The sequence below is a fragment of the Serratia rubidaea genome (assembly GCF_016026735.1).
GTDB classification, from domain to species: Bacteria; Pseudomonadota; Gammaproteobacteria; order Enterobacterales; family Enterobacteriaceae; genus Serratia_B; species Serratia_B rubidaea.
This window is the reverse complement of sequence record NZ_CP065640.1, coordinates 2,563,951-2,589,443: the sequence shown is the minus strand read 5'-3', so window position 1 is coordinate 2,589,443 and position 25,493 is coordinate 2,563,951. Positions and strand designations below refer to the sequence as shown.

The 25,493-nt window shown below is 59.6% G+C and carries 25 protein-coding genes; 11 read left to right on the top strand and 14 right to left on the bottom strand.

Features of this window, described 5'->3' with window-relative positions; translation table 11 throughout:
* Window positions 1-150 precede the first annotated feature (150 nt).
* From xseB to dxs, 3 genes are all read left to right on the top strand, one after another.
* Entirely contained in the window at window positions 151-417 is a 267-nt protein-coding gene (xseB, locus tag I6G83_RS12030; protein ID WP_054305449.1) for an exodeoxyribonuclease VII small subunit, read from the top strand.
* A gap of 6 nt (window positions 418-423) precedes the next feature.
* The gene (gene ispA, locus I6G83_RS12025; protein ID WP_054305450.1) at window positions 424-1,326 is read left to right on the top strand and encodes a (2E,6E)-farnesyl diphosphate synthase; all 903 of its coding nucleotides are present in this window, start codon (window positions 424-426) and stop codon (window positions 1,324-1,326) included.
* 85 nt (window positions 1,327-1,411) lie between these two features.
* Window positions 1,412-3,277, top strand: a complete 1,866-nt coding sequence (dxs, locus tag I6G83_RS12020; protein ID WP_054305451.1) for a 1-deoxy-D-xylulose-5-phosphate synthase — start codon at window positions 1,412-1,414, stop codon at window positions 3,275-3,277.
* Window positions 3,278-3,312: 35 nt separating this feature from the next.
* Here the strand turns inward: dxs and pgpA are convergent, their stop codons facing one another.
* The 6 genes from pgpA to nrdR form a co-directional block, all read right to left on the bottom strand.
* Window positions 3,313-3,780, bottom strand: a complete 468-nt coding sequence (pgpA, locus tag I6G83_RS12015; RefSeq protein ID WP_408015228.1) for a phosphatidylglycerophosphatase A — start codon at window positions 3,778-3,780, stop codon at window positions 3,313-3,315.
* A gap of 37 nt (window positions 3,781-3,817) precedes the next feature.
* The gene (gene thiL / locus I6G83_RS12010; RefSeq protein WP_054305452.1) at window positions 3,818-4,795 is read right to left on the bottom strand and encodes a thiamine-phosphate kinase; all 978 of its coding nucleotides are present in this window, start codon (window positions 4,793-4,795) and stop codon (window positions 3,818-3,820) included.
* A gap of 182 nt (window positions 4,796-4,977) precedes the next feature.
* Window positions 4,978-5,394, bottom strand: a complete 417-nt coding sequence (gene nusB, locus I6G83_RS12005) for a transcription antitermination factor NusB (RefSeq protein ID WP_015671171.1) — start codon at window positions 5,392-5,394, stop codon at window positions 4,978-4,980.
* Window positions 5,395-5,414: 20 nt separating this feature from the next.
* Window positions 5,415-5,885: a 6,7-dimethyl-8-ribityllumazine synthase gene (gene ribH, locus I6G83_RS12000; RefSeq protein WP_015671170.1), complete on the bottom strand. Its 471-nt coding sequence runs from the start codon at window positions 5,883-5,885 to the stop codon at window positions 5,415-5,417.
* A 99-nt stretch (window positions 5,886-5,984) separates the two neighbouring features.
* A complete protein-coding gene (ribD, locus tag I6G83_RS11995; protein WP_054305453.1) occupies window positions 5,985-7,094 on the bottom strand; it encodes a bifunctional diaminohydroxyphosphoribosylaminopyrimidine deaminase/5-amino-6-(5-phosphoribosylamino)uracil reductase RibD in 1,110 nt (369 codons plus the stop codon).
* A gap of 11 nt (window positions 7,095-7,105) precedes the next feature.
* On the bottom strand, window positions 7,106-7,555 hold the full coding sequence (nrdR, locus tag I6G83_RS11990) for a transcriptional regulator NrdR (protein ID WP_015671168.1): 450 nt from the start codon (window positions 7,553-7,555) through the stop codon (window positions 7,106-7,108).
* Between the two features lie 197 nt (window positions 7,556-7,752).
* On the opposite strand from nrdR, the gene I6G83_RS11985 reads away from it, so the two are divergent.
* Window positions 7,753-8,298 carry a SadB/YajI family lipoprotein gene (locus tag I6G83_RS11985; RefSeq protein WP_054305454.1) on the top strand — a complete coding sequence of 182 codons (546 nt, stop codon included), beginning with the start codon at window positions 7,753-7,755 and terminating at the stop codon, window positions 8,296-8,298.
* A gap of 80 nt (window positions 8,299-8,378) precedes the next feature.
* Here I6G83_RS11985 and secF read toward each other — a convergent pair whose 3' ends face one another.
* The 4 genes from secF to tgt are packed head-to-tail and all read right to left on the bottom strand — an operon-like array spanning window position 8,379 to window position 12,715.
* On the bottom strand, window positions 8,379-9,347 hold the full coding sequence (gene secF / locus I6G83_RS11980) for a protein translocase subunit SecF (protein WP_015671166.1): 969 nt from the start codon (window positions 9,345-9,347) through the stop codon (window positions 8,379-8,381).
* Window positions 9,348-9,357: 10 nt separating this feature from the next.
* The gene (gene secD, locus I6G83_RS11975; protein WP_072186087.1) at window positions 9,358-11,205 is read right to left on the bottom strand and encodes a protein translocase subunit SecD; all 1,848 of its coding nucleotides are present in this window, start codon (window positions 11,203-11,205) and stop codon (window positions 9,358-9,360) included.
* Window positions 11,206-11,229: 24 nt separating this feature from the next.
* On the bottom strand, window positions 11,230-11,562 hold the full coding sequence (yajC, locus tag I6G83_RS11970; RefSeq protein ID WP_015671164.1) for a preprotein translocase subunit YajC: 333 nt from the start codon (window positions 11,560-11,562) through the stop codon (window positions 11,230-11,232).
* Between the two features lie 28 nt (window positions 11,563-11,590).
* Window positions 11,591-12,715 carry a tRNA guanosine(34) transglycosylase Tgt gene (gene tgt / locus I6G83_RS11965; protein WP_054305456.1) on the bottom strand — a complete coding sequence of 375 codons (1,125 nt, stop codon included), beginning with the start codon at window positions 12,713-12,715 and terminating at the stop codon, window positions 11,591-11,593.
* Between the two features lie 228 nt (window positions 12,716-12,943).
* Here tgt and I6G83_RS11960 point away from each other — a divergent pair, with 228 nt between their 5' ends.
* Both I6G83_RS11960 and I6G83_RS11955 read left to right on the top strand, forming a co-directional pair.
* Window positions 12,944-13,402, top strand: coding sequence for an STM2901 family protein (locus I6G83_RS11960; RefSeq protein ID WP_054305457.1), 459 nt, complete (start codon window positions 12,944-12,946; stop codon window positions 13,400-13,402).
* Window positions 13,396-13,689 carry a DUF1493 family protein gene (locus I6G83_RS11955; protein WP_054305458.1) on the top strand — a complete coding sequence of 98 codons (294 nt, stop codon included), beginning with the start codon at window positions 13,396-13,398 and terminating at the stop codon, window positions 13,687-13,689. The genes I6G83_RS11960 and I6G83_RS11955 overlap by 7 nt, the downstream gene beginning before the upstream one ends.
* Window positions 13,690-13,778: 89 nt before the next feature.
* Here the strand turns inward: I6G83_RS11955 and queA are convergent, their stop codons facing one another.
* Window positions 13,779-14,849, bottom strand: coding sequence for a tRNA preQ1(34) S-adenosylmethionine ribosyltransferase-isomerase QueA (gene queA / locus I6G83_RS11950; RefSeq protein ID WP_054305459.1), 1,071 nt, complete (start codon window positions 14,847-14,849; stop codon window positions 13,779-13,781).
* Window positions 14,850-14,996: 147 nt separating this feature from the next.
* On the opposite strand from queA, the gene I6G83_RS11945 reads away from it, so the two are divergent.
* The 3 genes from I6G83_RS11945 (at window position 14,997) to ggt (ending at window position 18,405) form a co-directional block, all read left to right on the top strand.
* Window positions 14,997-15,578, top strand: coding sequence for an acyl carrier protein phosphodiesterase (locus I6G83_RS11945; protein ID WP_041411721.1), 582 nt, complete (start codon window positions 14,997-14,999; stop codon window positions 15,576-15,578).
* Between the two features lie 253 nt (window positions 15,579-15,831).
* On the top strand, window positions 15,832-16,434 hold the full coding sequence (locus I6G83_RS11940; protein WP_054305460.1) for a peroxiredoxin C: 603 nt from the start codon (window positions 15,832-15,834) through the stop codon (window positions 16,432-16,434).
* Between the two features lie 207 nt (window positions 16,435-16,641).
* Window positions 16,642-18,405, top strand: a complete 1,764-nt coding sequence (gene ggt, locus I6G83_RS11935; protein ID WP_054305461.1) for a gamma-glutamyltransferase — start codon at window positions 16,642-16,644, stop codon at window positions 18,403-18,405.
* A gap of 38 nt (window positions 18,406-18,443) precedes the next feature.
* Here the strand turns inward: ggt and malZ are convergent, their stop codons facing one another.
* A complete protein-coding gene (gene malZ, locus I6G83_RS11930) occupies window positions 18,444-20,264 on the bottom strand; it encodes a maltodextrin glucosidase (RefSeq protein WP_054305462.1) in 1,821 nt (606 codons plus the stop codon).
* A 243-nt stretch (window positions 20,265-20,507) separates the two neighbouring features.
* Between malZ and I6G83_RS11925 the strand changes: the two genes are divergently transcribed.
* Entirely contained in the window at window positions 20,508-21,773 is a 1,266-nt protein-coding gene (locus tag I6G83_RS11925) for a mechanosensitive ion channel family protein (RefSeq protein ID WP_054305463.1), read from the top strand.
* Window positions 21,774-21,901: 128 nt separating this feature from the next.
* Complete coding sequence (locus I6G83_RS11920) at window positions 21,902-22,162, top strand: hypothetical protein (RefSeq protein WP_054305464.1); 261 nt, start codon at window positions 21,902-21,904, stop codon at window positions 22,160-22,162.
* A gap of 448 nt (window positions 22,163-22,610) precedes the next feature.
* Here I6G83_RS11920 and proY read toward each other — a convergent pair whose 3' ends face one another.
* Window positions 22,611-24,002, bottom strand: coding sequence for a proline-specific permease ProY (proY, locus tag I6G83_RS11915; protein ID WP_054306856.1), 1,392 nt, complete (start codon window positions 24,000-24,002; stop codon window positions 22,611-22,613).
* A 72-nt stretch (window positions 24,003-24,074) separates the two neighbouring features.
* The gene (brnQ, locus tag I6G83_RS11910; RefSeq protein WP_054306855.1) at window positions 24,075-25,391 is read right to left on the bottom strand and encodes a branched-chain amino acid transport system II carrier protein; all 1,317 of its coding nucleotides are present in this window, start codon (window positions 25,389-25,391) and stop codon (window positions 24,075-24,077) included.
* Window positions 25,392-25,493 lie beyond the last annotated feature (102 nt).

Sequence of the window (25,493 nt, the reverse complement as noted above, 5' to 3'; positions counted from 1 at the left end):
ATGGTCAGATAAAATTAACGGGGCGCAGTATATCACTTTCTGATGAAGCTCTGCGCACAAAACCACACGAGCACGCCATGATTTGCTAATCAAGATCCGCTAGGATAGGCTCTGGCCCCTCGGTTCACCTGATGACGTAACAAGAAAATTATGCCGAAAAAACCTGCACAATCAGACAGTACAGAGCAAAACGTTAGTTTTGAACACTCCCTGACCGAACTGGAAAGTATTGTGACACGCCTGGAAGCGGGCGAACTGCCGCTGGAAGAGGCGCTCAGCGAATTTGAGCGCGGCGTACAGCTGGCGCGTCAGGGTCAGCAAAAACTGCAGCAGGCGGAACAGCGCGTACAAATTCTGCTGAACGACGGCAACGACGACGATGCCGCCCTCACGCCTTTTACCCCGAACGCCGAGTAATGATTGATGTCTGACTTCAACAGCCAGCTACAGAGCTATCGTCAGCGTGCCGATCGCGCACTGCTGGACTTTATCGCCCCGCTGCCGTTTAACGACGGCCAGCTGGTGGAAGCCATGCGCTACGGCGCTCTGCTGGGCGGCAAACGCCTGCGCCCGTTCCTGGTGTACGCCACCGGCGAAATGTTCGGCGTACCGCCGGGCAACCTGGATGCGCCGGCAGCGGCGGTGGAATGCATCCACGCCTATTCCCTGATTCATGACGATCTGCCGGCGATGGACGACGACGATCTGCGTCGCGGCCAGCCGACCTGCCACATCAAATTCGGCGAAGCCAACGCCATTCTGGCCGGCGATGCGCTGCAGACGCTGGCCTTCTCTATTCTGGCCGACGCCGAGATGCCGGACGTCGCGGTGCGCGACCGCCTGGCGATGGTGTCAGAACTGGCGACCGCCAGCGGCGTGGCCGGCATGTGCGGCGGTCAGGCCTTGGATTTGGCTGCAGAGGATCGTCAGATTAATCTGGAAGAACTGGAGCAAATTCACCGCCACAAAACCGGCGCGCTGATCCGCTCAGCCGTGCGTCTGGGCGCGCTGGCGGCGGGCGAACCGGGGCGCGCGGCGCTGCGCGAGCTGGATCGCTATGCCGCGGCCATCGGTCTGGCGTTTCAGGTTCAGGATGACATTCTCGACGTCATCGGCGAAACTGCAAAAATAGGAAAACGCCAAGGTGCCGATCAGCAACACGGAAAAAGCACCTATCCCGCGCTGCTGGGCCTGGACAATGCCCAGGCCAAAGCCCGGGATCTGTATCAGGAAGCCTTGAGCGCTCTGGATACGCTGACGGCGCAATCATACAACACCGCGTCATTGCGCGCGTTGGCCAGCTTTATTATTGAACGCGACAATTAACGTGTGACGTTATCGCCATGTGACGCCGCCGCGGCCCCGACGCCGTGGCTATCGCGCAATGGCATACCTCTGATATGAGTATCGAATGAGTCTTGATATAGCCAAATACCCGACGTTGGCGCTGGCGGAAAACCCCGAGGAACTCCGCTCGCTGCCAAAAGAAAGCCTGCCGAAGCTGTGTGATGAGCTGCGGCAATATCTGCTGGACAGCGTCAGCCGTTCAAGCGGCCACTTTGCTTCCGGGCTGGGTACCGTCGAACTGACGGTGGCATTGCACTATGTATACCACACGCCGTTCGACCATCTGGTGTGGGACGTCGGCCACCAGGCCTACCCGCATAAGATTCTGACCGGACGCCGCGATCGCATTTCGACCATTCGGCAAAAAAATGGCCTGCACCCTTTCCCGTGGCGCGATGAGAGCGAATACGACGTCTTGTCCGTCGGCCACTCCTCCACCTCCATCAGCGCCGGTCTCGGCATGGCGGTGGCGGCAGAGCGCGAAGGTAAAGGACGCCGCACCGTCTGCGTGATTGGCGACGGCGCCATCACCGCCGGTATGGCGTTTGAAGCCATGAACCACGCCGGCGATATCGATCCGGACATGCTGGTGATCCTGAACGACAACGAAATGTCGATTTCCGAGAACGTCGGCGCGCTGAATAACCACCTGGCGCAGCTGCTCTCCGGCAAGCTCTACTCCACGCTGCGCGAGGGCGGCAAGAAGGTGCTGTCCGGCCTGCCGCCCATCAAAGAGCTGGTTAAACGCACCGAAGAGCATCTCAAAGGGATGGTGGTGCCGGGTACGCTGTTCGAAGAGCTGGGCTTCAACTATATCGGCCCGGTCGACGGCCACGACGTGCAGGCGCTGGCCACAACGCTGAAGAACATGCGCGACCTGAAAGGGCCGCAGCTGCTGCATATCATGACCAAAAAGGGGCGCGGCTATGCCCCGGCGGAAAAAGACCCGATCAGCTTCCACGCGGTGCCGAAATTCGACCCGGCCAGCGGCACGCTGCCGAAAAGCGCCGGCGGCCTGCCGACCTATTCCAAGATCTTCGGCGAATGGCTGTGCGAAACCGCCGCCAAAGACGACAAGCTGATGGCGATAACCCCGGCGATGCGCGAAGGCTCCGGCATGGTGCAGTTCTCGCGTGACTATCCGCAGCAATATTTTGACGTCGCCATCGCCGAACAGCACGCGGTAACCTTTGCCGCCGGCCTGGCGATCGGCGGCTACAAGCCGGTGGTGGCCATCTACTCCACCTTCCTGCAGCGCGCCTACGACCAGGTGATCCACGATGTGGCGATCCAGAAGCTGCCGGTGCTGTTCGCCATCGACCGCGGCGGCATCGTCGGCGCCGACGGCCAGACGCACCAGGGCGCGTTCGATCTCTCCTTCCTGCGCTGTATCCCCAATATGGTGATCATGACGCCAAGCGATGAGAACGAGTGCCGCCAGATGCTGTACACCGGCTACCACTATCAGGACGGCCCGAGCGCGGTGCGCTATCCGCGCGGCAGCGGTACCGGCGCCGCCCAGGAACCGCTGGCGTCGCTGCCGATCGGTAAAGGCATCGTGCGTCGTGAAGGGGAAAAGGTCGCCATTCTCAACTTCGGCACCCTGATGCCGGAAGCGCGGCAGGCCGCCGAGGCGTTAAACGCCACGCTGGTCGATATGCGCTTCGTGAAGCCGCTGGATGAAGAGCTGGTGCTGGAGATGGCCGTCAGCCATGAGCTGCTGGTCACGCTGGAAGAAAACGCCATTATGGGCGGCGCCGGCAGCGGAGTGAACGAACTGCTGATGGCGAAACGTCGTCTGGTGCCGGTATTAAACCTCGGCCTGCCGGACAGCTTTGTACCGCAGGGCAGCCAGGAGGAGATCCGCAGCGATCTCGGCCTCGACGCCGCCGGTATTCAGCGCCAGATAGAGAGCTGGCTGGCTGAATAACGAACCAGGGCGCCGCAAGGCGCCCTTTTTTTATCTCAGAACAGGCCGACCGGCCAGTGGTGGCCGAGCAGGTAGACCATCCCCGCGGCGATCACGCCGGCGACGATGTCATCAATCATGATACCCATACCGCCGTGCACATTGCGGTCAAACCAGCGGATCGGCCAGGGCTTCCACATATCCAGAATGCGGAACAGCACGAAGCCGATGGCGACCCAGCGCCAGTCATTGACCGGTAGCGCCATCAGCGTGATCCACATACCGACAAACTCATCCCAGACGATGCTGCCGTGGTCGTGTACGCGCATGTCCTTCGCCGTCTGGTGACACAGATAGACGCCGATACAGATACTGAACATCACAATCAGCGAATACAGCTGCCACGGCAGCTGTATCAGCAGCAGCCAGAACGGAATCGCCGCCAGCGATCCCATGGTGCCCGGCACCACCGGCGACAGCCCGCTGCCGAAGCCGGTCGCCAACAGGTGCCAGGGGTTGCTCATGCGCAACCGGCGTTTTGCTTCATCCACGCGGATTTCCCTATTTGCTGCTGAAATGGTCGAAGCCCCGCCAAGGCAGCTCCACCGCTTCATGGTCACGGAAGAATTTGACGCCTTCCGCTTCCGGGCCAATCTGACCGATGCAGGTGTAGTCGGCGCCCAAATGGCTCAGCGCCACGTCCAGCGCGCCGCGGTTAATCTCCGGCACCGTAAAGCACAGCTCGTAATCTTCACCGCCGGTGAGCGCCCAGCGCAGCGCCTGCTCGCCGTCGGTAGACTCGGTTAACGCCTGCGACAGCGGCAGCTCGTCCAGATCGATACGCGCGCCGCACTGGCTGGCGGTTAACAGATGCTGTAAATCGGAGATTAACCCATCGGAAATATCGATCGCCGCGCTGGCCAGATCGCGCAGCGCCTGCCCCTGCAGCACCCGCGGCTGCGGACGCAGATGACGGGCCAGCAGATAATCGCGCGCCGCCGCATCGTCCACCGTCAGGCGCTGTTGCAGCAGCGCCAGCCCGGCCGCGCTGTCGCCCAGCGTGCCGGTGACGTAAATCCAGTCGCCGATGCGCGCGCCGCCGCGGCGTAAAGCCCGCCCTGCCGGCACCAGGCCGTTGATGGTCAGGGTCATGCTGAGCGGCCCGCGCGTGGTATCGCCGCCGATCAGCTGCATGCCATAGTAATTCAGCTGCTCAAACAGCGCATCGCTGAAGGCCTTCAGCCAGGTTTCATCCACCTCCGGCAGCGTCAGGGCCAGCGACAGCCAGGCCGGATCCGCGCCCATGGCAGCCAGATCGCTCAAATTTACCGCCAGGGCTTTGTAGCCGAGATCGCCCGGATCGATATCCGGCAGGAAGTGAACCCCGGCAACCAGGGTATCGGTGCTGATGGCTAAAAGCTGTTTTTCTGCCACTGTCAGGAGTGCGCAGTCATCTCCAATGCCCAACTGTACGTCCCGGCGTAAACTCTTGAACCGGTCAAAATAGCGGGCAATAAGGTCAAATTCGCCGCATGCCATGGTAAATATTCCAATAAAGAATCGCAGTGCTGACAAGCCGGTCCGCGGCAATATGCCCAGCGGCCATGGCCTGCAGCCCGTGGTTAGCAAATGATTTTTACGGGCGTGAAGTGAGCCCTAACGTGCCACGACAGTGTTGAACAAACGCCGAAATAAAATGGGCCGCAGAGCGGCCACATCATTTATTTTTTCTTGCGGATATGAGGCGCCGCTTTATCCAGCACGCCATTCACAAATTTGTGACTATCTTCGGCGCCGAACACTTTCGCCAGTTCGATCGCTTCGTTAATCGCCACTTTGTAAGGGACATCTTCACGCATTTTCAGCTCAAACAGCGCCACGCGCAGAATGGCTTTTTCCACCTGGCCCAGATCTTCCAGCTGGCGGGACAGGTAAGGCGTCATCAGGGCGTCCAGCGTACCCGCATTCATCGCCACGCCGGACAGCAGCTCGCGAAAATAGGCGACGTCAACGTCTTTGACGTCCTGCTCCGTCAGGAACTGTAATTCAACATCGGCAACGTCATTTTTAGACAACTGCCAAGAGTAAAGCGCTTGAACAGCGCACTCACGAGCGCGGCGACGAGCAGCAGGTTTCACGGAATTCCCCTTAACTAAATTCAGGCTTTAACAGCTTTAATAACATTAATCATTTCAAGTGCGGTCAGGGCAGCTTCTGCGCCTTTGTTGCCCGCTTTGGTGCCGGCACGCTCGATCGCCTGTTCGATGCTTTCGGTGGTCAATACGCCGAAAGTCACCGGGATCTCGCTGCTCAGCGCCACGCTGCCCACGCCGGAGCTGGCTTCGCCCGCCACATATTCAAAGTGTGCGGTGCCCCCGCGGATCACTGTGCCCAGTGCGATAATGGCATCGTATTTGCCGGTGTTGGCCAGCACTTTTGCGGTCAGCGGCAGCTCGTAAGCGCCCGGCACCCAGACAACGGTGATATTGTCGTCTGCAACCTGGCCAATACGTTTCAGCGCGTCGATGGCGCCTTCCAGCAGGCTGTCGTTGATGAAATTGTTAAAACGTGCAATTGCGATCGCCACACGAGCATTAGGAGTAGCAACAACACCTTCGATAACTTTCATGGACTTTCCTTAAAAATGGGTTCAATACCCCGCAGGGGGGCGGATTCTATCATATTCTTTGACCGCCTGCGCGGCGCTTTTTGCAAAGCCGTCAGGCTATCACTGTTTCGCCGTCAGGCGCAGCCGCAAATCGGGCCCCACCTGCCGCACCTCGCTGAAGACGAACTCCGGCGCCTCCGCCAGCCGTTCCAGACCCGGCAGTTGGCACAGCCCGCGGGCGCTATCGCCGAGCAGCTTCGGCGCCACGTAGACAATCAGCTCATCCACCAGCCCGGCCTGCAGCAACGCGCCGGACAGCTGCGCGCCGGCCTCGACCCAGATTGAATTCACCTGGCGCTTGGCCAGCTGCATCATCATCACCACCAGATCGATACCGCCGCCGTGCGCCGGCAGCGCCAGCTGCTCCACGCCCGCCGGCCACGCCTGCTGGTCCGGCTGCAGCCGCGCCAGCCAGGTTTCGCCCGGCTGCTGCACCACCCGGTGCTGCGGCGTGACGCGGTTTTGACTATCGAGAATAATGCGCAGCGGCTGGCGCAGGTGTTCACGCGGGTAGAAACGCTGCGTGTCGGCGTCCAGCTCATCCCAGCGCACGGTCAGCGACGGGTCGTCCGCCAGTATGGTGGCGCTGCTGCTGAGGATCGCCGCGCTTTCCGCCCGCAGACGCTGCACGTCGCGGCGCGCCTGCGGCGAGGTAATCCACTGGCTTTCGCCCGATGCCATCGCGGTGCGTCCGTCGAGCGACGCCCCCAGCTTCAGCTGCACATAGGGAAAACCGGTGCGCATCCGCTTGAGAAAACCGCGGTTAACCGCTTCGGCCTCCGCCAGCATCAGACCATGGCTGACCTCGATGCCCGCCTGCTGCAGACGGTACAGGCCGCGCCCCGCCACCTGCGGATTCGGATCCTGCATCGCCGCAACCACGCGGCTGACGCCTGCGTTGATCAACGCATCGGCGCACGGCGGCGTACGGCCGTGGTGGCTGCAGGGCTCCAGCGTGACGTAGGCGGTCGCACCGCGCGCCAGCTCGCCCGCCATGCGCAGCGCATGCACTTCCGCATGCGGTTCACCCGCACGTAAATGGTAGCCTTCACCGACGATCTTGCCATCGCGTACGATCACACAACCGACGTTGGGGTTCGGCGCCGTGGTAAAACGGCCCAGGCGCGCCAGCTCAAACGCGCGCGCCATATACAGTTGATCGTTAGGCATCAGCAATCCTGTCAGTCTTGCAGTTTGGCGATCTCTTCGCCGAACTCGCGGATATCTTCAAAGCTGCGGTATACCGAGGCAAAGCGGATATACGCGACCTTGTCGAGCTTTTTCAGCGCGTCCATCACCAGATTGCCCACCATTTTGGTCGGCACTTCGCGTTCGCCGGTGGCGCGCAGCTGGGATTTGATATGGTTGATGGAGTTTTCGACGTCATCGGAGCTGACCGGACGTTTTTCCAACGCCTTCAGCATGCCGCGACGCAGCTTGTCTTCATTGAAGGGCTCGCGGACTTCATCGCTTTTAATCACCCGCGGCATGACCAACTCGGCCACTTCAAAGGTGGTAAAACGTTCGTTGCAAACCAGGCACTGGCGACGACGGCGCACCTGCGATCCATCGCCGACCAGACGGGAATCTATCACTTTGGTATCAACAGCAGCGCAAAAAGGGCAATGCATAACACGTCCTGATAAGCGTTCTCATAATGGGCCACAGTTTACCCCGAACTTTCGCCATAACAAAGGGCGCCGGGCATTTGTTGCCACGTACGGGCAAAACGTGCTTCATCCGCCGTCTCTGCCCGGCGGCAAACATGACTTTCCGCCGTATTCCGACTACGCTGATAACAGGAGCCATTGAAGAGGGAATCGCCGCCATGACAATCAGTTATCCTAAAGTCTGCCTGCTTACCGCCCTGATTCTGCTCGCCGGCTGCGCGCAAAACCGCGAGGTGCCGAACCTGCGCACCCAGGTCGGTGAGCTGAGCCAAAAAGTCACCACGCTGACCGAACAGGCCACCGCGCTGGAACGCCAGAAACAGCTGAATCAGGGATCGACCAGCGGTGTCTATCTGCTGCCCGCCGCCAATACGCCGGCCCGCCTGCAGAGCACCGTCGGCGAACTCAGCGTCGCGCTGGATCGGGTAAAAAGTGAAGCCAACGGCTCGCAGGCGGTGCTGCATATCCGCGCGCTGTCCGGCGAAACGCTGCCCGCGTTCAAGGCGATGGTGGAGTGGGGACGGCTGGATGAGCACGGCCAGCTGCAAAACGCCGACGCTCTGTCCCAGCCCATTCAAAACAACGACTCGCTGCTGCCGAGAACGGCGCAAAGTTTCGAGCTGCGCTTTAGCGACGTACCCCCGGAACAGCTGGGCTATGTCCGCCTGCACAGCGTTGAGCCGCTCGCTGCCGCAAGCCGCTGACCCGAACGGCCCCGCCCACGGACACGCATAAAAAAAGAGCGCCAATCGGCGCTCTTTTATTCCGCTGAACGTACAGCAGATTACGGCAGGATAGAAGGCTGGTCGGCGCCCTCTTTCTCCACTTTCTGCTGCAGCATGTGCTCGCGTTTCATCCCCAGTTTCAACGCCAGCGCAGAGGCGACGTAGATAGAGGAAATGGTACCGATGGAGACGCCGATCAGCATCGCCAGCGAGAAGCCGTGCAGCATCGCGCCGCCGAAGATGTACAGCATCAGCACCACCACCAGCGTGGTGCCCGAGGTCATCAGCGTACGGCTCAGCGTCTGGGTCAGCGACACGTTGACGATTTCGTAAGGCGTACCGCGGCGGATCTTGCGGAAGTTCTCACGAATACGGTCGGAAACCACGATGCTGTCGTTCAGCGAGTAACCGATAACCGACATCAGGGAAGCGATGATGGTCAGGTCAATCTCGATATGGAACAACGACAGTATGCCGAGGGTGATCACCACGTCGTGCGCCAGCGCGATAACAGCGCCGGCCGCCAGGCGCCACTCAAAGCGGAAGCCGACGTAGATCAGAATCGAGATCAGCGCCACCAGCAGCGCCATGCCGCCGGTCTGCGCCAGTTCGCTGCCCACGCTCGGGCCGACGAACTCGATGCGCTTCACGGTCGCATTCTTATCCACCGATTCGTTGATCACGCCGATCACTTTGTTGCCCAGCTCCTGGCCCGCATTGCCGGTAACCGGCGGCATGCGCACCATCACATCGCGGCTGCTGCCGAAGTTCTGGATAACCGGGTCCTGGAACCCGGCTTTTTCCAGCGTATCGCGCATCAGGTCAAGGTTCGCCGGCTGCTCCAGGTTGATTTCAATCACCGTACCGCCGGTGAAATCCAGTCCCCAGTTAAAGCCGCGCACCGACATAATGGCGATCGAGGCGATCAGCACCACAATCGAGATGCCGAAAGCCAGATAGTCCCAGCGCATAAAGTCATAGACTTTACGGCCGTAGTTGAGTTGCTCAACGGTATAATCCTGTGCCACAACGCACTCCTCAGATAGACAGCTTGTTAATGCGTTTGCCGCCGTAAAGCAGGTTGACGATGGCACGGGTACCGACAATCGCGGTAAACATGGACGTCGCCACGCCGATCGCGGTGGTAATCGCAAAGCCTTTAATCGAACCGGTGCCCACTGCGTACAGAATAATCGCGGTGATCAGCGTGGTGATGTTGGCGTCGATAATACTGGAGAACGCGCCCTTATAGCCCTCATGGATCGCCTGCTGAACGGAACGTCCGTTCTTCAGCTCTTCCTTGATACGTTCGTTAATCAGTACGTTGGCGTCAACCGCCACCGCCAGCGTCAGCACGATACCGGCGATGCCCGGCATGGTCAGCGTAGCACCCGGCAGCAGCGACATCACGCCGACAATCAGCACCAGGTTGACCACCAGCGCGCTGGTGGCGATCACGCCGAATTTACGGTACCACACCACCATAAACACGATGGACGCGACCAGGCCCCACAGGCAAGCTTCCAGACCCTGTTCGATGTTCTGCATCCCCAGGGTTGGGCCGATGGTGCGCTCTTCCACGATCTGGATCGGTGCAATCAGCGCGCCGGCACGCAGCAGCAGCGACAGCTGACGCGCTTCGTTCGGGTTGCCGATACCGGTAATGCGGAAGCTGTTGCCCAGACGCGACTGAATGTTCGCCACGTTGATCACTTCTTCCTGCTTCACCAGCACCGCGCGGCCGTTGGCGTCTTTCTTGCCGCTGTCCTTATACTCCACAAACAGGGTCGCCATCGGCTTGCCGATGTTGTCCTTGGTGAAGTTGGACATCGAGTTGCCGCCGGCGCTGTCCAGCGAGATGTTAACCTGCGGCTGGTTGTACTCGTCCATGGTCGACGTGGAGTCGGTGATATGGTCGCCGGTCAGAATCACGCGCTTGTACAGCACGATCGGCTGGCCTTCACGGGTGTTCTTCACTTCCGAGTCGCCCGGCACGCGGCCGTTGGCCGCCGCGGTGGCGTCAACGTTGGTATTGACCAGACGGAATTCCAGCGTCGCGGTAGCGCCCAGAATCTCTTTGGCGCGCGCGGTATCCTGGATGCCCGGCAGCTCAACCACGATGCGGTCAGCACCCTGACGCTGCACCAACGGCTCGGCGACGCCCAGCTGGTTGACGCGGTTACGCAGGATGGTGATGTTCTGCTGCACGGCGTATTCGCGCGCTTCGCTCAGACGCGCATCGGTCAGGGTGACCTTCATGGCGTTGCTGCCGTTCGAGGAGAACACGTAGTCGCGCTGACGCGGCGTCATGTAGCTGATGGCCCGATCGCGTGCGTCCTTGTCGCGGAAGCGCACTTCAACGCCGTTGTTGTCCAGCTTGCGGATAGACGCGTAAGGAATGCCCTTCTCGCGCAGGTCGCTGCGCAGGGTGTCGATGGTCTGCTCCTGCAGCTTGCTGAGCGCGGTGTCCATGTCAACTTCCATCAGGAAGTGCACGCCGCCGCGCAAATCAAGGCCCAGTTTCATCGGCTCGGCGCCCAGCATGGACAGCCAGCGCGGCGTCGCCGGCGCGAGGTTCAGCGCCACGACGTACTTGTCGCCCAGCGCCGACATCAGCGCTTCACGCGCCCGCAGCTGAACGTCAGGATCTTTAAAGCGAGCCAGGATGGCGCCTTCTTCCAGCGCGATCGACTTGCTCTCGATATGGTCTTTTTCTAATACGGTACGGACCTGGTCCAGCGTAGTTTCACTGGCGGCGACACCGCGCGCGCCAGTGATTTGTACGGCCGGATCCTCACCATAGATGTTGGGAAGCGCATAAAGCAGACCGACGGCGATCACCACGATCAGCATCAGATACTTCCACAAAGGATAACGGTTTAGCACGGCAATTCCCTTCGGGAAAAAAAATTACAGGGCCTTCATGGTACCTTTCGGCAGAACGGCCGCCACGAAGTCACGCTTGATCATCACTTCCGTGGTGTCGTTCAGCGCAATAGCGATAATGCCGGTATCGGCCACTTTGGTAACGCGACCGATCAGGCCGCCGGTGGTCAGAACTTCATCACCCTTGCTGATGGAATCCATCAGTTTCTTATGCTCTTTGGCGCGCTTCTGCTGCGGGCGCAGGATCATGAAGTAGAAGATCAGGCCGAATACCACCAGCATAATGATCAGAGAGTACGGGCTTCCCTGAGCCGGAGCTCCTGCGGATGCGACGGCGTCAGAAATGAAAAAGCTCATTGAAATTCCCTCATTAAGTTATCAATTATTAAACATTTAAAGGCGGAACCGGTTTACCGATCCGACCGTAGAAGTCCGCAACAAACGCCTCTAATTTACCCTCTTCGATGGCCTGGCGTAAACCCGCCATCAGACGCTGGTAAAAGCGAAGGTTATGAATGGTATTCAAACGGGCACCGAGTATTTCGTTGCAACGGTCGAGATGATGCAAGTATGCGCGGCTGTAATTGCGACAGGTGTAACAATCACACTCGCTGTCCAGCGGAGAAGTATCATCCTTGTGCTTGGCATTACGGATTTTTACCACACCGTCAGTCACGAACAGATGCCCGTTACGCGCATTACGCGTCGGCATCACGCAGTCAAACATATCGATACCGCGACGCACGCCTTCCACCAGGTCTTCCGGCTTGCCGACGCCCATCAGGTAACGCGGCTTATCCGCCGGAATTTGCGGGCAAACGTGTTCGAGAATACGGTGCATGTCCTCTTTTGGCTCACCTACCGCCAAACCGCCCACAGCGTAACCATCAAAGCCGATCTCCACCAGCCCTTTTACTGAAACATCACGTAAATCTTCGTAAACACCGCCCTGAATGATGCCGAACAGCGCATTTTTATTGTTCAGTTCGTCGAAGCGCTGGCGGCTGCGCTGCGCCCAGCGCAGCGACATTTCCATCGAGCGCTTGGCATAGTCCCAGTCGGCCGGGTACGGCGTGCACTCGTCAAAAATCATCACGATGTCGGAACCCAGGTCATACTGGATTTCCATCGATTTTTCCGGGCTGAGGAACACTTTGTCGCCGTTGATCGGGTTACGGAAGTAAACGCCCTCTTCCTTGATTTTGCGCATCGCCCCCAGGCTGAACACCTGGAAACCGCCGGAGTCGGTGAGGATCGGGCCCGGCCACTGCATAAAGTCATGCAGGTCGCCGTGCAGCTTCATGATCTCCTGCCCCGGGCGCAGCCACAGGTGGAAGGTGTTGCCCAGCAAAATCTGCGCGCCGGTCTCTTTCACTTCTTCCGGCGTCATGCCCTTCACGGTGCCGTAGGTGCCGACCGGCATAAAGGCCGGCGTTTCCACCACGCCGCGCTCAAAAATCAGCCGGCCGCGACGCGCGCGGCCGTCCGTCGTATCTAATTCGTACTTCACTTATCCTCCAGCATCAGAGAAACAGTCTGATGAGCTATAAAGGGGGCATATTCTAAACTAACAGCCAAAGCCGCACCACCAACCCGTCAATCAAATTGACCGCGGTCAGTTTTTGCAGCTGATTGTCAGCCCTTGGGCACGGCTTCATCACGGCGAAGGTGTTCAAATATTGCCCCATTACTGATGATGGGATAGGGTACATCCCACGCCAATCAACAAGGAAAAGTGATGGATACGGCTGAAGAGTTACATGGGAGATATTTCTATGGCGGCTTGCATAATCTTTCCGCCAGCGAGCTTTATTTTTGGATCTTCATTGATGTGACTGCAGAGCATTTTAGCGGCTCCAGCGCCGCTGCCCATGACCAGCTTGCCGCCTTTGCCATTTATTCAGGCAGAAACACCATACCGGTATCGGGCAAATTAGCAGACGCCAGGCCTGGCACGTCTAGAGCTTCGGTCTATTTTCGAAAGTTATTGCGGGGGAAGAAACTCCCGGTGCCGCTTCCGACGCTCGTTGCCCCTCCAGGGCTGGAAGTGATCATGACCAAAAAGCTGGGAACCTTTGTCGGGCGCAGCGTCCCGGTTGTCGGATGGACAGTGGTTGCCGCCGACATCACCTATATCACATTGAAAACAACCGCCAGATACAACACGATAGCCCGCGGGAGCGATAGATTATGGTAACTGACGTTGAAAAAGCCGTGTTTGCTCTGGTTGAAGAATATAACGGCTTCTGGTTCTGGTTGCTCAAACGGTATCCGCTCACGAAAAGCACCGATCTCCGCAAAGATTTTCGCATGGCGCCCGAAGATGCCTATGAATTATTGGAGCGCTACGCTGAACAATTCAATATCGATCCAAAAGAGATTGCCTTTTCCAAATATTATCCGCAGAGCAGCCAGTCACAGCGGGAAGCGCTTACCATCGAGATGCTTATTGAATCCGCCAAGGCCGGACGCTGGTTGTACTAACGCCCATCCGTGCCACAGCAGCCCAAAAAAGCCGTCTGGTGTCATCAATAATTGCAGTAGCGGGCCACGCACCCGCGCGGCCCGAACGCCTATTCGCCGACGGATTCTTGTTCCGCCTGCGGATTACGGCTGATAAACATCGCATCGCCGTAGCTGAAGAAACGGTACTGCTCGGCCACCGCCTGCTGATAGGCGTGCATGGTGTGCTGATAGCCGGCAAACGCGGAAACCAGCATGATCAGCGTCGATTCCGGCAGGTGGAAATTGGTCACCAGCGCATCGATAACCTGATAGTGATAGCCCGGATAGATAAAGATGCTGGTGTCGTCGAAGAACGGCGCAATCAGCGCGTCCTTGCTGGCGGCGGCGGCGCTCTCCAGCGAGCGCACCGAGGTGGTGCCCACGGCGACCACCCGCTTGCCGCGCGCCTTACAGGCCAGCACCGCATCCACCACCTCCTGCGGCACTTCGGCGTATTCGGCATGCATGATGTGGTCTTCAATGCTGTCCACCCGCACCGGCTGGAAGGTGCCGGCGCCGACGTGCAGAGTGACGAACGCCATCTCCACGCCCTTGTCGCGCAGCGCCGCCAGCAGCGGCTCATCGAAGTGCAGACCGGCGGTCGGCGCCGCTACCGCGCCCGGTTTCTCGCTATAGACGGTCTGGTACAGTTCGCGGTCGGCGTCTTCGTCCGGCCGGTCGATATACGGCGGCAGCGGCATATGGCCGACATCATTCAAAATGGCGAACACGTCGCGCTCATCGTTGAAGCGCAGTTCGAACAGGGCGTCATGACGCGCCACCATGGTCGCGGCGATGCTTTCGTCATCACCCAGCAGCAGTTCGGCGCCCGGCTTCGGCGCTTTCGAGGCGCGCACGTGCGCCAGCACCCGGCTGTCGTCCAGTACGCGCTCCACCAACACCTCAATCTTGCCGCCGCTGGCCTTGCGGCCGAAGATGCGCGCCGGAATCACCCGGGTGTTGTTAAACACCAGCAGGTCGCCGGCTTCCAATTTATCCAGCAGATCGGTGAATACGCCGTGCGTCAGTTCGCCGCTCGGCCCGTCCAACTGCAGCAGGCGGCAGCCGCTGCGCTGTGCTTGCGGGTAACGGGCAATCAAAGACTCGGGAAGTTCAAAGGAAAAATCGGCGACGCGCATGGTATTCACTTCAGCTAAAAAAATAGGCGCTATAGTCTAAAGCCATGGGGGAAAGGCGGCAAGGAATAAGGCGAATTTCCCGCGTCCCGCCGCCGTCAGGGCACAGAACGGCGGATAACGATGACGATTTTAAGGTATAGTGACCGGATGAATTTTCTTGCTCATCTCCATTTGGCCCAGCTGGCTGACAGCTCGCTGCTGGGCAACCTGCTGGCCGACTTTGTGCGCGGCAACCCGGCGGCGGACTATGCGCCCGAGGTGGCGGCAGGCATTATGCTGCACCGCCGCATCGACGCGCTGACGGACTCGCTGGCGCAGGTCAAGCAGTGTCGCGACTACTTTGGCGCCGACTATCGCCGCGTGGCGCCCATCACGCTCGACGTGGTGTGGGACCACTTTCTGGCGCGCCACTGGCAGCAGATTGAACCGACGCGTTCGCTCAGCGATTTCACCCGCCAGGCGCGCGATCGGATTGTCCCCCATCTGGCGCAGACCCCCGAGCGCTTCCAGACCCTGAACCACTATCTCTGGTCGGAACGCTGGCTGGAGCGCTACGCCGAACTGCCGTTTATCGCCCAGGTGCTGCGCGGCATGGCCAACCGGCGGCCGCGACTGGCGGCGCTGAGCGGCTCCTTTGCCGACGTGGAGCGCCATTATCATCAGCTTGAAACACAGTTCTGGCAGTTTTATCCGCAGCTGATGGCGCAGGCGCGGGCCAAAAGCCTGTAGCCGGGCCGGCAAGCGCACGTGACAGCGCCGCCTGAGCATAATTTTATCGTTAACGCTTGCCCTTTTACGGGAAAAGGTTATTTTTAAGGTCTGCTGGATTAATTACTGATATCGATAGATAAAAACTATCTCATCGATTGGCGCTTTTAGCCTTTATTCGCCAACGCAAGACCCCTATACTGACCCAAGTTTTTGCCCGCGGTTTACCACCACGGGCAGACATTAACCCTTAACTACTATTACAGGAGTAATCATGGTCCTGGTAACTCGTCAAGCCCCTGACTTCACCGCAGCTGCCGTACTTGGTAACGGCGAAATCGTTGAAAACTTCAACCTGAAAAAACACCTGAACGGCAAACCAGCCGTACTGTTCTTCTGGCCAATGGACTTCACCTTCGTGTGCCCTTCCGAGCTGATCGCATTCGATCACCGTTATGAAGAGTTCCAGAAGCGTGGCGTAGAAGTGGTTGGCGTTTCCTTCGACTCCGAGTTCGTTCACAACGCATGGCGTAAAACCCCTGTTGAAAACGGCGGCATCGGCGAAGTGAAATACGCAATGGTTGCTGACGTTAAGCGTGAAATCCAGAAAGCTTACGGCATCGAGCACCCGGAAGCGGGCGTTGCGCTGCGTGGTTCTTTCCTGATCGACAAAGACGGCATCGTGCGTTCCCAGATCGTTAACGATCTGCCAATCGGCCGTAACATCGACGAAATGATCCGTACCGTTGATGCGCTGCAGTTCCATGAAGAGCACGGCGAAGTGTGCCCGGCTCAGTGGGAAAAAGGTAAAGAAGGTATGGGCGCGTCTCCAGACGGCGTAGCTAAATACCTGTCTGAAAACGCTGCCAAGCTGTAATTTCAGCCCCGGCGTTACTCACCGGCCAGCCTTGCTGGCCGGTTTTTTTATGCCCTTTTGTTGTGCAAGCCCGCCGCGTTTTCCTTGTTTTGGTTCACATTCTCCCGTCAATATTCAGCGCGCACCGCGCCATGGCGCTACGCTGTAACCGCTGGCCTGTTCTTTGCAGAGCCTGATAATAAAAAAACTGACAGGGTAGGAATAACAATGCTTTTGAATAAATGGAGTAAACCCCTGACCATGGCGGCGCTGTTGGTCAGCGGCAGCCTGCACGCCGCCTCCAGTCCGGCGGTGGAAGCGCAACAGGGCATGGTGGTCACCTCGCAGCGCCTGGCCTCGCAGGTGGGCGTCGACATCCTGAAAATGGGCGGCAATGCGGTGGATGCCGCGGTGGCCGTGGGCTACGCGCAGGCGGTGGTCAACCCCTGCTGCGGCAATATCGGCGGCGGCGGCTTTATGACCGTCCACCTGGCCGACGGCACCGATACCTTTATCAACTTCCGTGAAACCGCGCCGGCGGCGGCCAGCGCCAATATGTATCTGGAGGCCGACGGCAAGGTGAAGAAAGACGCCAGCCTGTACGGCTATCTGGCCGCCGGCGTGCCGGGCACCGTGCTGGGGATGGAAACCGCACGCAAAAAATATGGCAAGCTGAGCCGTGAGCAGGTGATGGCGCCGGCCATCAAGCTGGCGCGGGAAGGCTTTGTGCTGACGCGCGCCGATACCGATATCCTCGACACCACCGTGGCGCGTTTTAAACAGGATCCGGAAGCGGCCAGAATCTTCCTGCGCAAAGACGGCAGCGCGCTGCAGCCGGGCGACCGGCTGGTTCAGAGCGACCTGGCCAATACGCTGGAAGCTATCGCCAAGCAGGGGCCGGACGCCTTCTACCACGGCAAAATTCCGCAGGCGGTGGAAGCGGCGGCCCGCAAGGGCGGCGGCATTCTGACCGCCGATGACTTCGCCAACTATAAAGTCACCGAAACGGCGCCGATTACCTGCAGCTACCGCGGCTATAAGTTCGTCTCATCGCCGCCGCCCAGCTCCGGCGGCGTCACGCTGTGTGAAACGCTGAATATCCTGGAAGGTTACGATCTGAAGAGCATGGGCTTTAACTCGGCGGCGGCCATCCACACCATGACCGAAGCCATGCGCCACGCCTATATGGATCGCAACACCTACCTCGGCGACCCGGCCTTTATCAGCAACCCGATCGACCGGCTGGTCAGCAAAAGCTACGCCGAGCAGATCCGCAAGCAGATTGTCCCCGGCAAGGCGACGCCGTCGACCAACGTGCAGCCGGGCATGGAGCCGCATGAAAAACCGGAAACCACCCACTACTCCATCGTCGATCATGACGGCAATGCGGTCTCCACCACCTACACCGTCAACGGCCGCTTCGGCGCGGTGGTGATCGCCCCCGGCACCGGCTTCTTCCTCAATGACGAAATGGATGACTTCACCGTGAAGGTCGGCGAGAAAAACCTCTACGGCCTGGTGCAGGGCACCGCCAACGCCATCGCCCCCGGTAAGCGCCCACTATCGTCGATGAGCCCGACGCTGGTGACCAAAGACAATAAAATCTTTATGGTGCTCGGCTCGCCGGGCGGCTCACGCATTATCACCATCACGCTGCAGACCGCGCTTAACGTCATCGACCACGGCATGGCGCCGCAGGAGGCGGTGGATGCGCCGCGTATTCACCACCAGTGGCTGCCTGACGAGGTTTATTACGAACAGCGCGGCGTCTCTGCCGATACGCTGAGCCTGCTGCAGAAGATGGGCTACAAGATGGTGGAGCAGACGCCGTGGGGCGCGGCCGAGCTGATTCTGGTCGGTCTTCCGGGCGCGGCGGGCGTTGCGCCGGCCAACTCCGGCAATGATTCGGCGGTCTCCGGCAAGGTGCGCGAAGGTTATCTGTACGGCGCCAACGACGTACGCCGTCCTGCCGGCGCGGCAATCGGCTACTGATCCTGTTCCGGGGGCCGTTCGGCCCCCGTTTTACGCCGTCACAGCCGCCAGACGCTCGCCGACTCCGCCATCAGACGCAGCGTCACCCCCTCGCCCTGCGCCAACAGTTCGCCCTCGCCTTCCAGCTTCTGCCAGTCGCCCGACGTTAACAGCGGGCTGTACGCCAACCGCAGCGTCGGATTAGCGCCGCCGCGCTGCAGCGCCACCAGCACGCGCTCCTGCTGGTAAGTACGTACAAACACCAGCGTCTCCCCCTGCGCGAACAGTACCTGACAGCCGCCGCGCCGCAGCGCCAGGCTCTGTCGGCGCAGCGCCGCCATACGCTGGAACAGCGTCAACAACGGCCGATCCCAGCGCGCCTCATCCCAGGGGAACGGCTTACGACACAGCGGATCGTTATCGCCGTCCAGTCCCACTTCATCGCCGTAATACAGGCAGGGCACGCCAATCCAGCTCATCAGCCACACCGCCGCCATGCGCATCCGCGCCATATTGCCGCCCAGCAGGGTCAGAAAACGCGGCGTATCATGGCTGTCGAGCTGATTAAACATCATCAGCTGGCGGTTATGCGGCAAACCGGCGCGGTAATCATCCATCCATGCCGCAACGGCGGCGGCGTCCAGCTCAATCGGGTGACGCGCCACATCAACGCCCGCCAAAAACGCCCGCAGCGGCAGGGCAAAGCCCATATAGTTCATCGCCGCGTCTTCCACGCCGGCATGCAGCCAGCGGCGCGCATCGCCAAAATGTTCGCCCACCAGATAGGCGGCGGGATTTTCCTCTCTGGCCGCCTGATAGATGCCCGCCAGATGGCGCAGGTTGCCGCCGGCGCCGCCGTTCTCCCCGAGCATATGCACCACGTCCAGCCGCCAGCCGTCGATGCTGTACGGCGGCTTCAGCCAGTAACGCACCACGCTGTCGGCATCGCCATAGATCGCCGCCGCCACCTGCGGCTCGGCGTAGTTCAGCTTCGGCAGGCTGGCGTTGCCTTTCCAGGTTAATGCGGTGCCGTCAGGGTAAAAGTTAAACCAGTGGCGGTAGCGGGAATCCGCATGATGACAGGCGCCCCCTTCGCCCTGCCGGTGGCGGTCAAACCACGGGTGCGAGTCGCCGGTATGGTTAAATACGCCGTCCAGCAGCAGTTTCATGCCAATCTTGTGAGTGCTTACTCGCAAACGCAGCAGCGCCGCGTCGCCGCCCAGGTACGGATCCACCTGATAGTAATCCTCGGTATCGTATTTATGCACGCTGGGCGCGGTGAAAATCGGGTTAAGGTATAACGCGGTGACCCCCAGCTGCTGCAGGTAGGGCAGCCGCTGGACGATGCCGTCCAGATCGCCGCCGTAAAAGGTCGAGGCCGCCAGCCGTTCGTCCAACGGCTGTTGCCAGCTGCGCCGCTCCACCTGCGTGCCGGCCGCGTGATGCACATAACTGCCGCTCTGGATCCCATGCTCGCCGCCGCTGCTGGCGAAGCGATCGGGAAATATCTGGTAAAACAGCTGGTCCGCCACCCAGCCCGGGCCGTCGTCCGGCTCATCGAGCGCAAACTGCGCCAGCTGCGGCAGCGGCGTCAGCGACCAGCCCCGCGGGCCAAACCAGCGCTGGCGGTCGGCCCACAGCAGCTTAAAGCAGTAGCGCCGCGTCGCCTCCCCCTCATTCAGCGTCAGGCTGGCGCGATAGCACAGCCGGCCGTCAACCGCCTGCGCCGCCATCGGCAGCAGCCACTCTTCGTTATCCGGTTCCGCGCGCAGCAATACCTGCAGAGGCGGCGCTTCCGCCTGCACCCACAGCGTAATCTCCAACTGCTGCCCATTCTTAACCACAAACGGCGGTACCGGCAGATGCCAGGCTTCAAGCATAACTCTCCTCCTGCTGTTGTCAGCGCCAATAACACGATAGCTGGCGCCACCATGCCACGTCGCTCAGCGGCGTCCCTCATCTGCTGACGCTAAAAACGGGGGAGGAGCCGGGAGGCTGAGAGGAGGAAATCGTGCTAACTTAATGTAAAAATTGGTAAACCGGTACACATTGTGCGGCGCGGGCTTTAGGCTTACGCCCCTGCCCGTTTCGTGGCTATCGTTAACGCATTTTATGGAGGTGCTATGCAACAACGGATTGCTCAATGGTTAGATCAGTTTGGTATCGAATTTACCGACATCATGTCGCTGGTGCTGGTACTGGTGCTGATCGCCCTGATCTCGGTGGTTATTCACTTTATCCTGCACCGCGTGGTACTGGCGGCGATTCAGCGCCGCGGCCAGCAGTCGCAGCGCGTCTGGCAGCAGGCGCTGACCCAGTACAAGCTGTTCCAACGCGCGGCGCTGCTGCTGCAGGGCGTGATCATCAACCTGCAGGCGCTGCTGTGGCTGCACAGCGGCAGCCAGACCCAGGCGGTGATCGTTACCGCCGCGCAGGTGTGGATCATGGCCTACGCCCTGCTGACGCTGTTCTCGCTGCTGGATACCCTGCTGGCGGTGCTGCGCGAAAGCCCGGCCGCCAATCAGCTGCCGCTGCGCGGCATCTTCCAGAGCGTGAAGCTGATCGCCGCCATTTTAATCGGCATCATGATCGTCTCGCTGCTGATGGGGAAATCACCGCTGCTGCTGCTCAGCGGCTTGGGCGCCATGACCGCGGTGCTGATGTTGGTATTTAAGGATCCGATTCTGGGCCTGGTGGCCGGTATCCAGCTGTCCGCCAACGATATGCTGAAAATCGGCGACTGGCTGGAGATGCCGAAATACGGCGCCGACGGCGCGGTGACCGATATCGGCCTGACCACGGTCAAAGTGCGCAACTGGGACAACACCGTCACCACCATCCCGACCTATGCGCTGATCTCCGATTCATTTAAAAACTGGCGCTCGATGTCGGAGTCCGGCGGCCGTCGCATCAAACGCAGCATCAATATCGACACCACCAGCGTGCACTTCCTCTCCGAGCAGGAAGAGCAGCGTCTGAACCGCAACCCGCTGCTGCAGCACTACCTGAATCACAAAACGGAAGAGCTGGATCAGTACAACCAGCAGGCGCAGGTGGATCTCAGTTCGCCGCTTAACGGCCGCCGCCTGACCAACCTCGGCACGCTGCGCGCCTACCTGGAAGCCTACCTGCGCGCCCATCCGCATATCCACCAGCATATGACACTGATGGTGCGCCAGCTGGCGCCGACGCCGGAAGGGGTGCCGCTGGAGATCTACGCCTTTACCAACACCACGGTCTGGGCGCAGTACGAAAGTATTCAGTCGGATATTTTCGACCATCTTTTTGCGGTGATTGGCGAGTTCGACCTGCGTATTTGCCAGACGCCGACCGGCCATGACATGCGCAGCATGCTGACAGAAGTCCGTCCGGCGGCCGACGTTTCCTGAACCAACCTGACGTAATTATTTCTGCTGGTAATTATTCGGCTCTGATTGCCAGCAGATATCTCCCAGCTCTGTTCTTTTCACGGCAAAACGGCGTTAATGCGGCAAGACTCAACCATTGGGGAACACGCATGCGCCTGACACGGCTCAAACACCGCTTTTTCACCCTGCTCAGCACGCTGCTGTTTATCGGCTGCCTGCACAGCGCCGCGCGCGCCGAAGGGCATCTGCAAACCACGCTGCAGCCGGTGCTGAGTATCGTAAGCAGCGATATGCAGGATATCCGTGAAGCGCTGACGCGCTATGCAGGTGAAGACGATGACGCCCCCACTCCCCTCTCCCGCGCCGAAACCCGCACCGCCGAACACAGAGGCTCGGAGGAAGAGTTATAAAGCCGATGCCGGGCCTTACCCTGTCAGGATATCTCTTAACATCAACATGATGGGTTAGTTTTCCCGGTAGCCACAGATTCGGGTGTTGACCTTTAGCGCGCATCACGGGCTGCCGAACAAGGAACCCGAGCCAGGGGCAACCGGACAGGGATGTCCGGTTGAGGCGACACAGGCAAGGATGCCTGTAGAGCCGACCCGCCCGGCGACGGTGACGCAGAGAGGGTACCCGCGTAGCGGGCAGAACGTGCCTAAGCGCGGGCGCGGGTGCAGGGGCCGCGCCTACGGCCCCTGTAATTGCCGTCCACAGTCGTTACAGAGAAATACCGCTCGTTTACGGCAATTCTTCCCGCTCAATAACTTACAGAAAACGAAAAAATGCCGGTCAGTAAAAACTGACCGGCATACGGATATCACATCATATTAAATCGTACTAAAGCGCTAGAAAACCTTACGCCGTCTGCGCCCGCTTCTTCTGACGATTCACCTTCACCCAGTACCCCGCCAGCAGCAGCACCACCCACACCAGCCCGGCATACAGCGACACGCGGGTCGTCGGGAAGTAGCCAATCAGACCGATAATAAAGGCCAGGAAAATAATCGCGATAACCGAGGTAAACACCCCGCCGCGCAGCGGGAACGCCAGTTCTTTCACCTGCTGTTTGTTCAGCGTGCGGCGGAACGCAATCTGTGAGAACAGGATCATAATCCACACCCACACGGTGGCGAAGGTTGCCAGCGAAGCAATCACCAGGAACACGCTTTCCGGCATGATGTAGTTGAGGTACACCGCAATCAGCAGCGCCGCCATCATCACCACCACCGTCACCCACGGAATGCCGCGTTTGGAAACCTTACTGAAGATTTTCGGCGCGTGGCCCTGCTCCGCCATGCCGTGCAGCATCCGGCCGACGCCGAACACATCGCTGTTAATCGCCGACAGAGAGGCGGTAATCACCACAAAGTTGAGGATGCCGGCCGCAACGGTGATGCCCATATGCTGGAAGGTGAGAACAAACGGGCTGCCGTTGGTGCCGACCTGGTTCCACGGATAGATCGACATAATCACGAACAGCGTACCGACGTAGAACACCAGAATTCGCCACGGCACCGAGTTGATGGCCTTCGGAATCGATTTTTTCGGGTCGTTGGCCTCGCCGGCGGTGATGCCGATGATCTCAATACCGCCGTAGGCGAACATCACCAGCTGCAGCGACAGAATCATGCCCATCACGCCGTGACTGAAGAAGCCGCCGTTGCTCCACAGATTGTGAATGCCGGTCGGCTGCCCGCCGTTGCCGATGCCCCAGATGATAATGCCGATACCGGCGGCAATCATGATAATGATGGTGGCGACTTTAAAGAACGAGAACCAGAACTCCAGCTCGCCGAACACCTTCACGCTCATCAGGTTGATGGCGCCGATAATCAGCACCACGCTCAGCACCCAGATCCAGTGCGGCACCTCGGGGAACCAGACGCCCATATAGATGCCGAACGCGGTCACGTCGGCGATGGCGACGATCAATATCTCAAAGCAGTAGGTCCAACCGGTGATATAGCCGGCCATCGGGCCAAGATAATCCTGGGCATAGCGCGAGAAAGAGCTGGCCTGCGGGTTATTGACCGACATCTCCCCCAACGCGCGCATAATGATAAAGGCGATCACGCCGCCAATCAGATACGCCAGCAGAACGCTGGGCCCCGCCATTTTGATAGCGTCGGCGGAGCCGTAGAACAGCCCGGTGCCGATCGCCGACCCGAGCGCCATAAAGCGGATGTGGCGCGTGCTGAGGCCACGTTTCAACTTATTGGCGGCGGGTGTTACTGATTCCTGTTGCATTTAAAGACCTGTCTTCTTATACACAAAAAAGCCACGGACAAGTCCGTGGCCTCAAAATCAGACCGGGAAAAATTAATGCGCGGTCGCTTCAGAGCGCGAGCATACCCGATCGTAGATGGCGGCCAGTACCAGCATCAGTACGGAAGGCGGCAGCCATGCCAATCCCTGACCTGCCAGAGGCAGGTGCGTGCTCCATGCCGGCAGCAGATTTTCGAAGCCGGCGGCCTTCACCGCGTCAAGGATACCAAACAACAGGCTGACGAGCATCACCGGCGCAATCACCTTTGGCGCACTATTCCACATCCGCATGGTAAAGCTCAACACTACCAGCACGATGCACGGCGGATAAATGGCGGTCAGCACCGGGATCGACAGGTGAATCAGATGGCTCAGGCCCAGGTTGGAGACGAACATCGAGAACAGGCCCAGAATAAACACCAGCGTTTTATACGAGAACGGCAGGTATTGGGCAAAGAACTCGGCGCAGGCGCAGGTCAGGCCGACCGCGGTCACCATGCAGGCGATAAAGATCAGCGCCGCCAGGAAGAAGCTGCCCAGGCCGCCGAAGGTGTTCTGTACGTAAGCATGCAGGATCACCGCGCCGTTGGTCGCCTCCGGCACCAGCACGCCGCTGCCGGAACCCAGCTTGAACAGGCTCAGGTAGACCAGCGTCAGGCCGACGCCGGCGATCAAACCCGCAAAAATGGTGTAACGGGTCAGCAGGCCGTTGTCTTTCACCCCGCGCGAGCGCGCGGCGTTAACGATAACGATACCGAATACCATCGCCCCCAGCGTATCCATGGTCAGATAACCATTTACAAAACCGGAAGAGAAAGGCACATGCTGGTAGCTATCCACCGCCGGGATCGGCGAGCCGGCCGGCCAGATCAGCGCGGCGATGCCCAGCACGCCCAGCGCGACAATTTTCAGCGGCGCCAGAATATGGCCGACGGTATCGAGCAGGCGGCCCGGATAAAGGGAAATACCGATCACCAGCGCAAAGTAGACCAGGCTGTAGACCAGCAGCGGCATTGCGCCATCGCCGGTCAGCGGAGCAATCCCCACCTCAAACGACACGGTCGCGGTGCGCGGCGTTGCAAACAGCGGCCCGACGGCCAGGTAGCAGACGGTCGCCAGCAGCAGACCGGCGGTGCGGCCGATCGGCGTACTCAGGGCATCCACGCCGCCGCCGACGCGCGCCAGCGCAATCACCGTCATCACCGGCAGGCCGACAGCGGTAATCAGAAAGCCCAGCGCCGCGATCCAGACGTGCTCGCCGGACTGCAACCCCACCATCGGCGGGAAAATAATATTCCCGGCGCCGACAAACAAGGCAAAGGTCATAAAACCTAATGCCAGAATATCTTTTGACGTTAAACGATGACTCATAGGATGTCGTGTTGCCTGTTCAAATGAAAAAAAGTGTTCTTTTAACGGCGGTTCGCCATTCGCTGTCGGCCTGCCATTTCATCACAAGAGCAATAAGAGCAA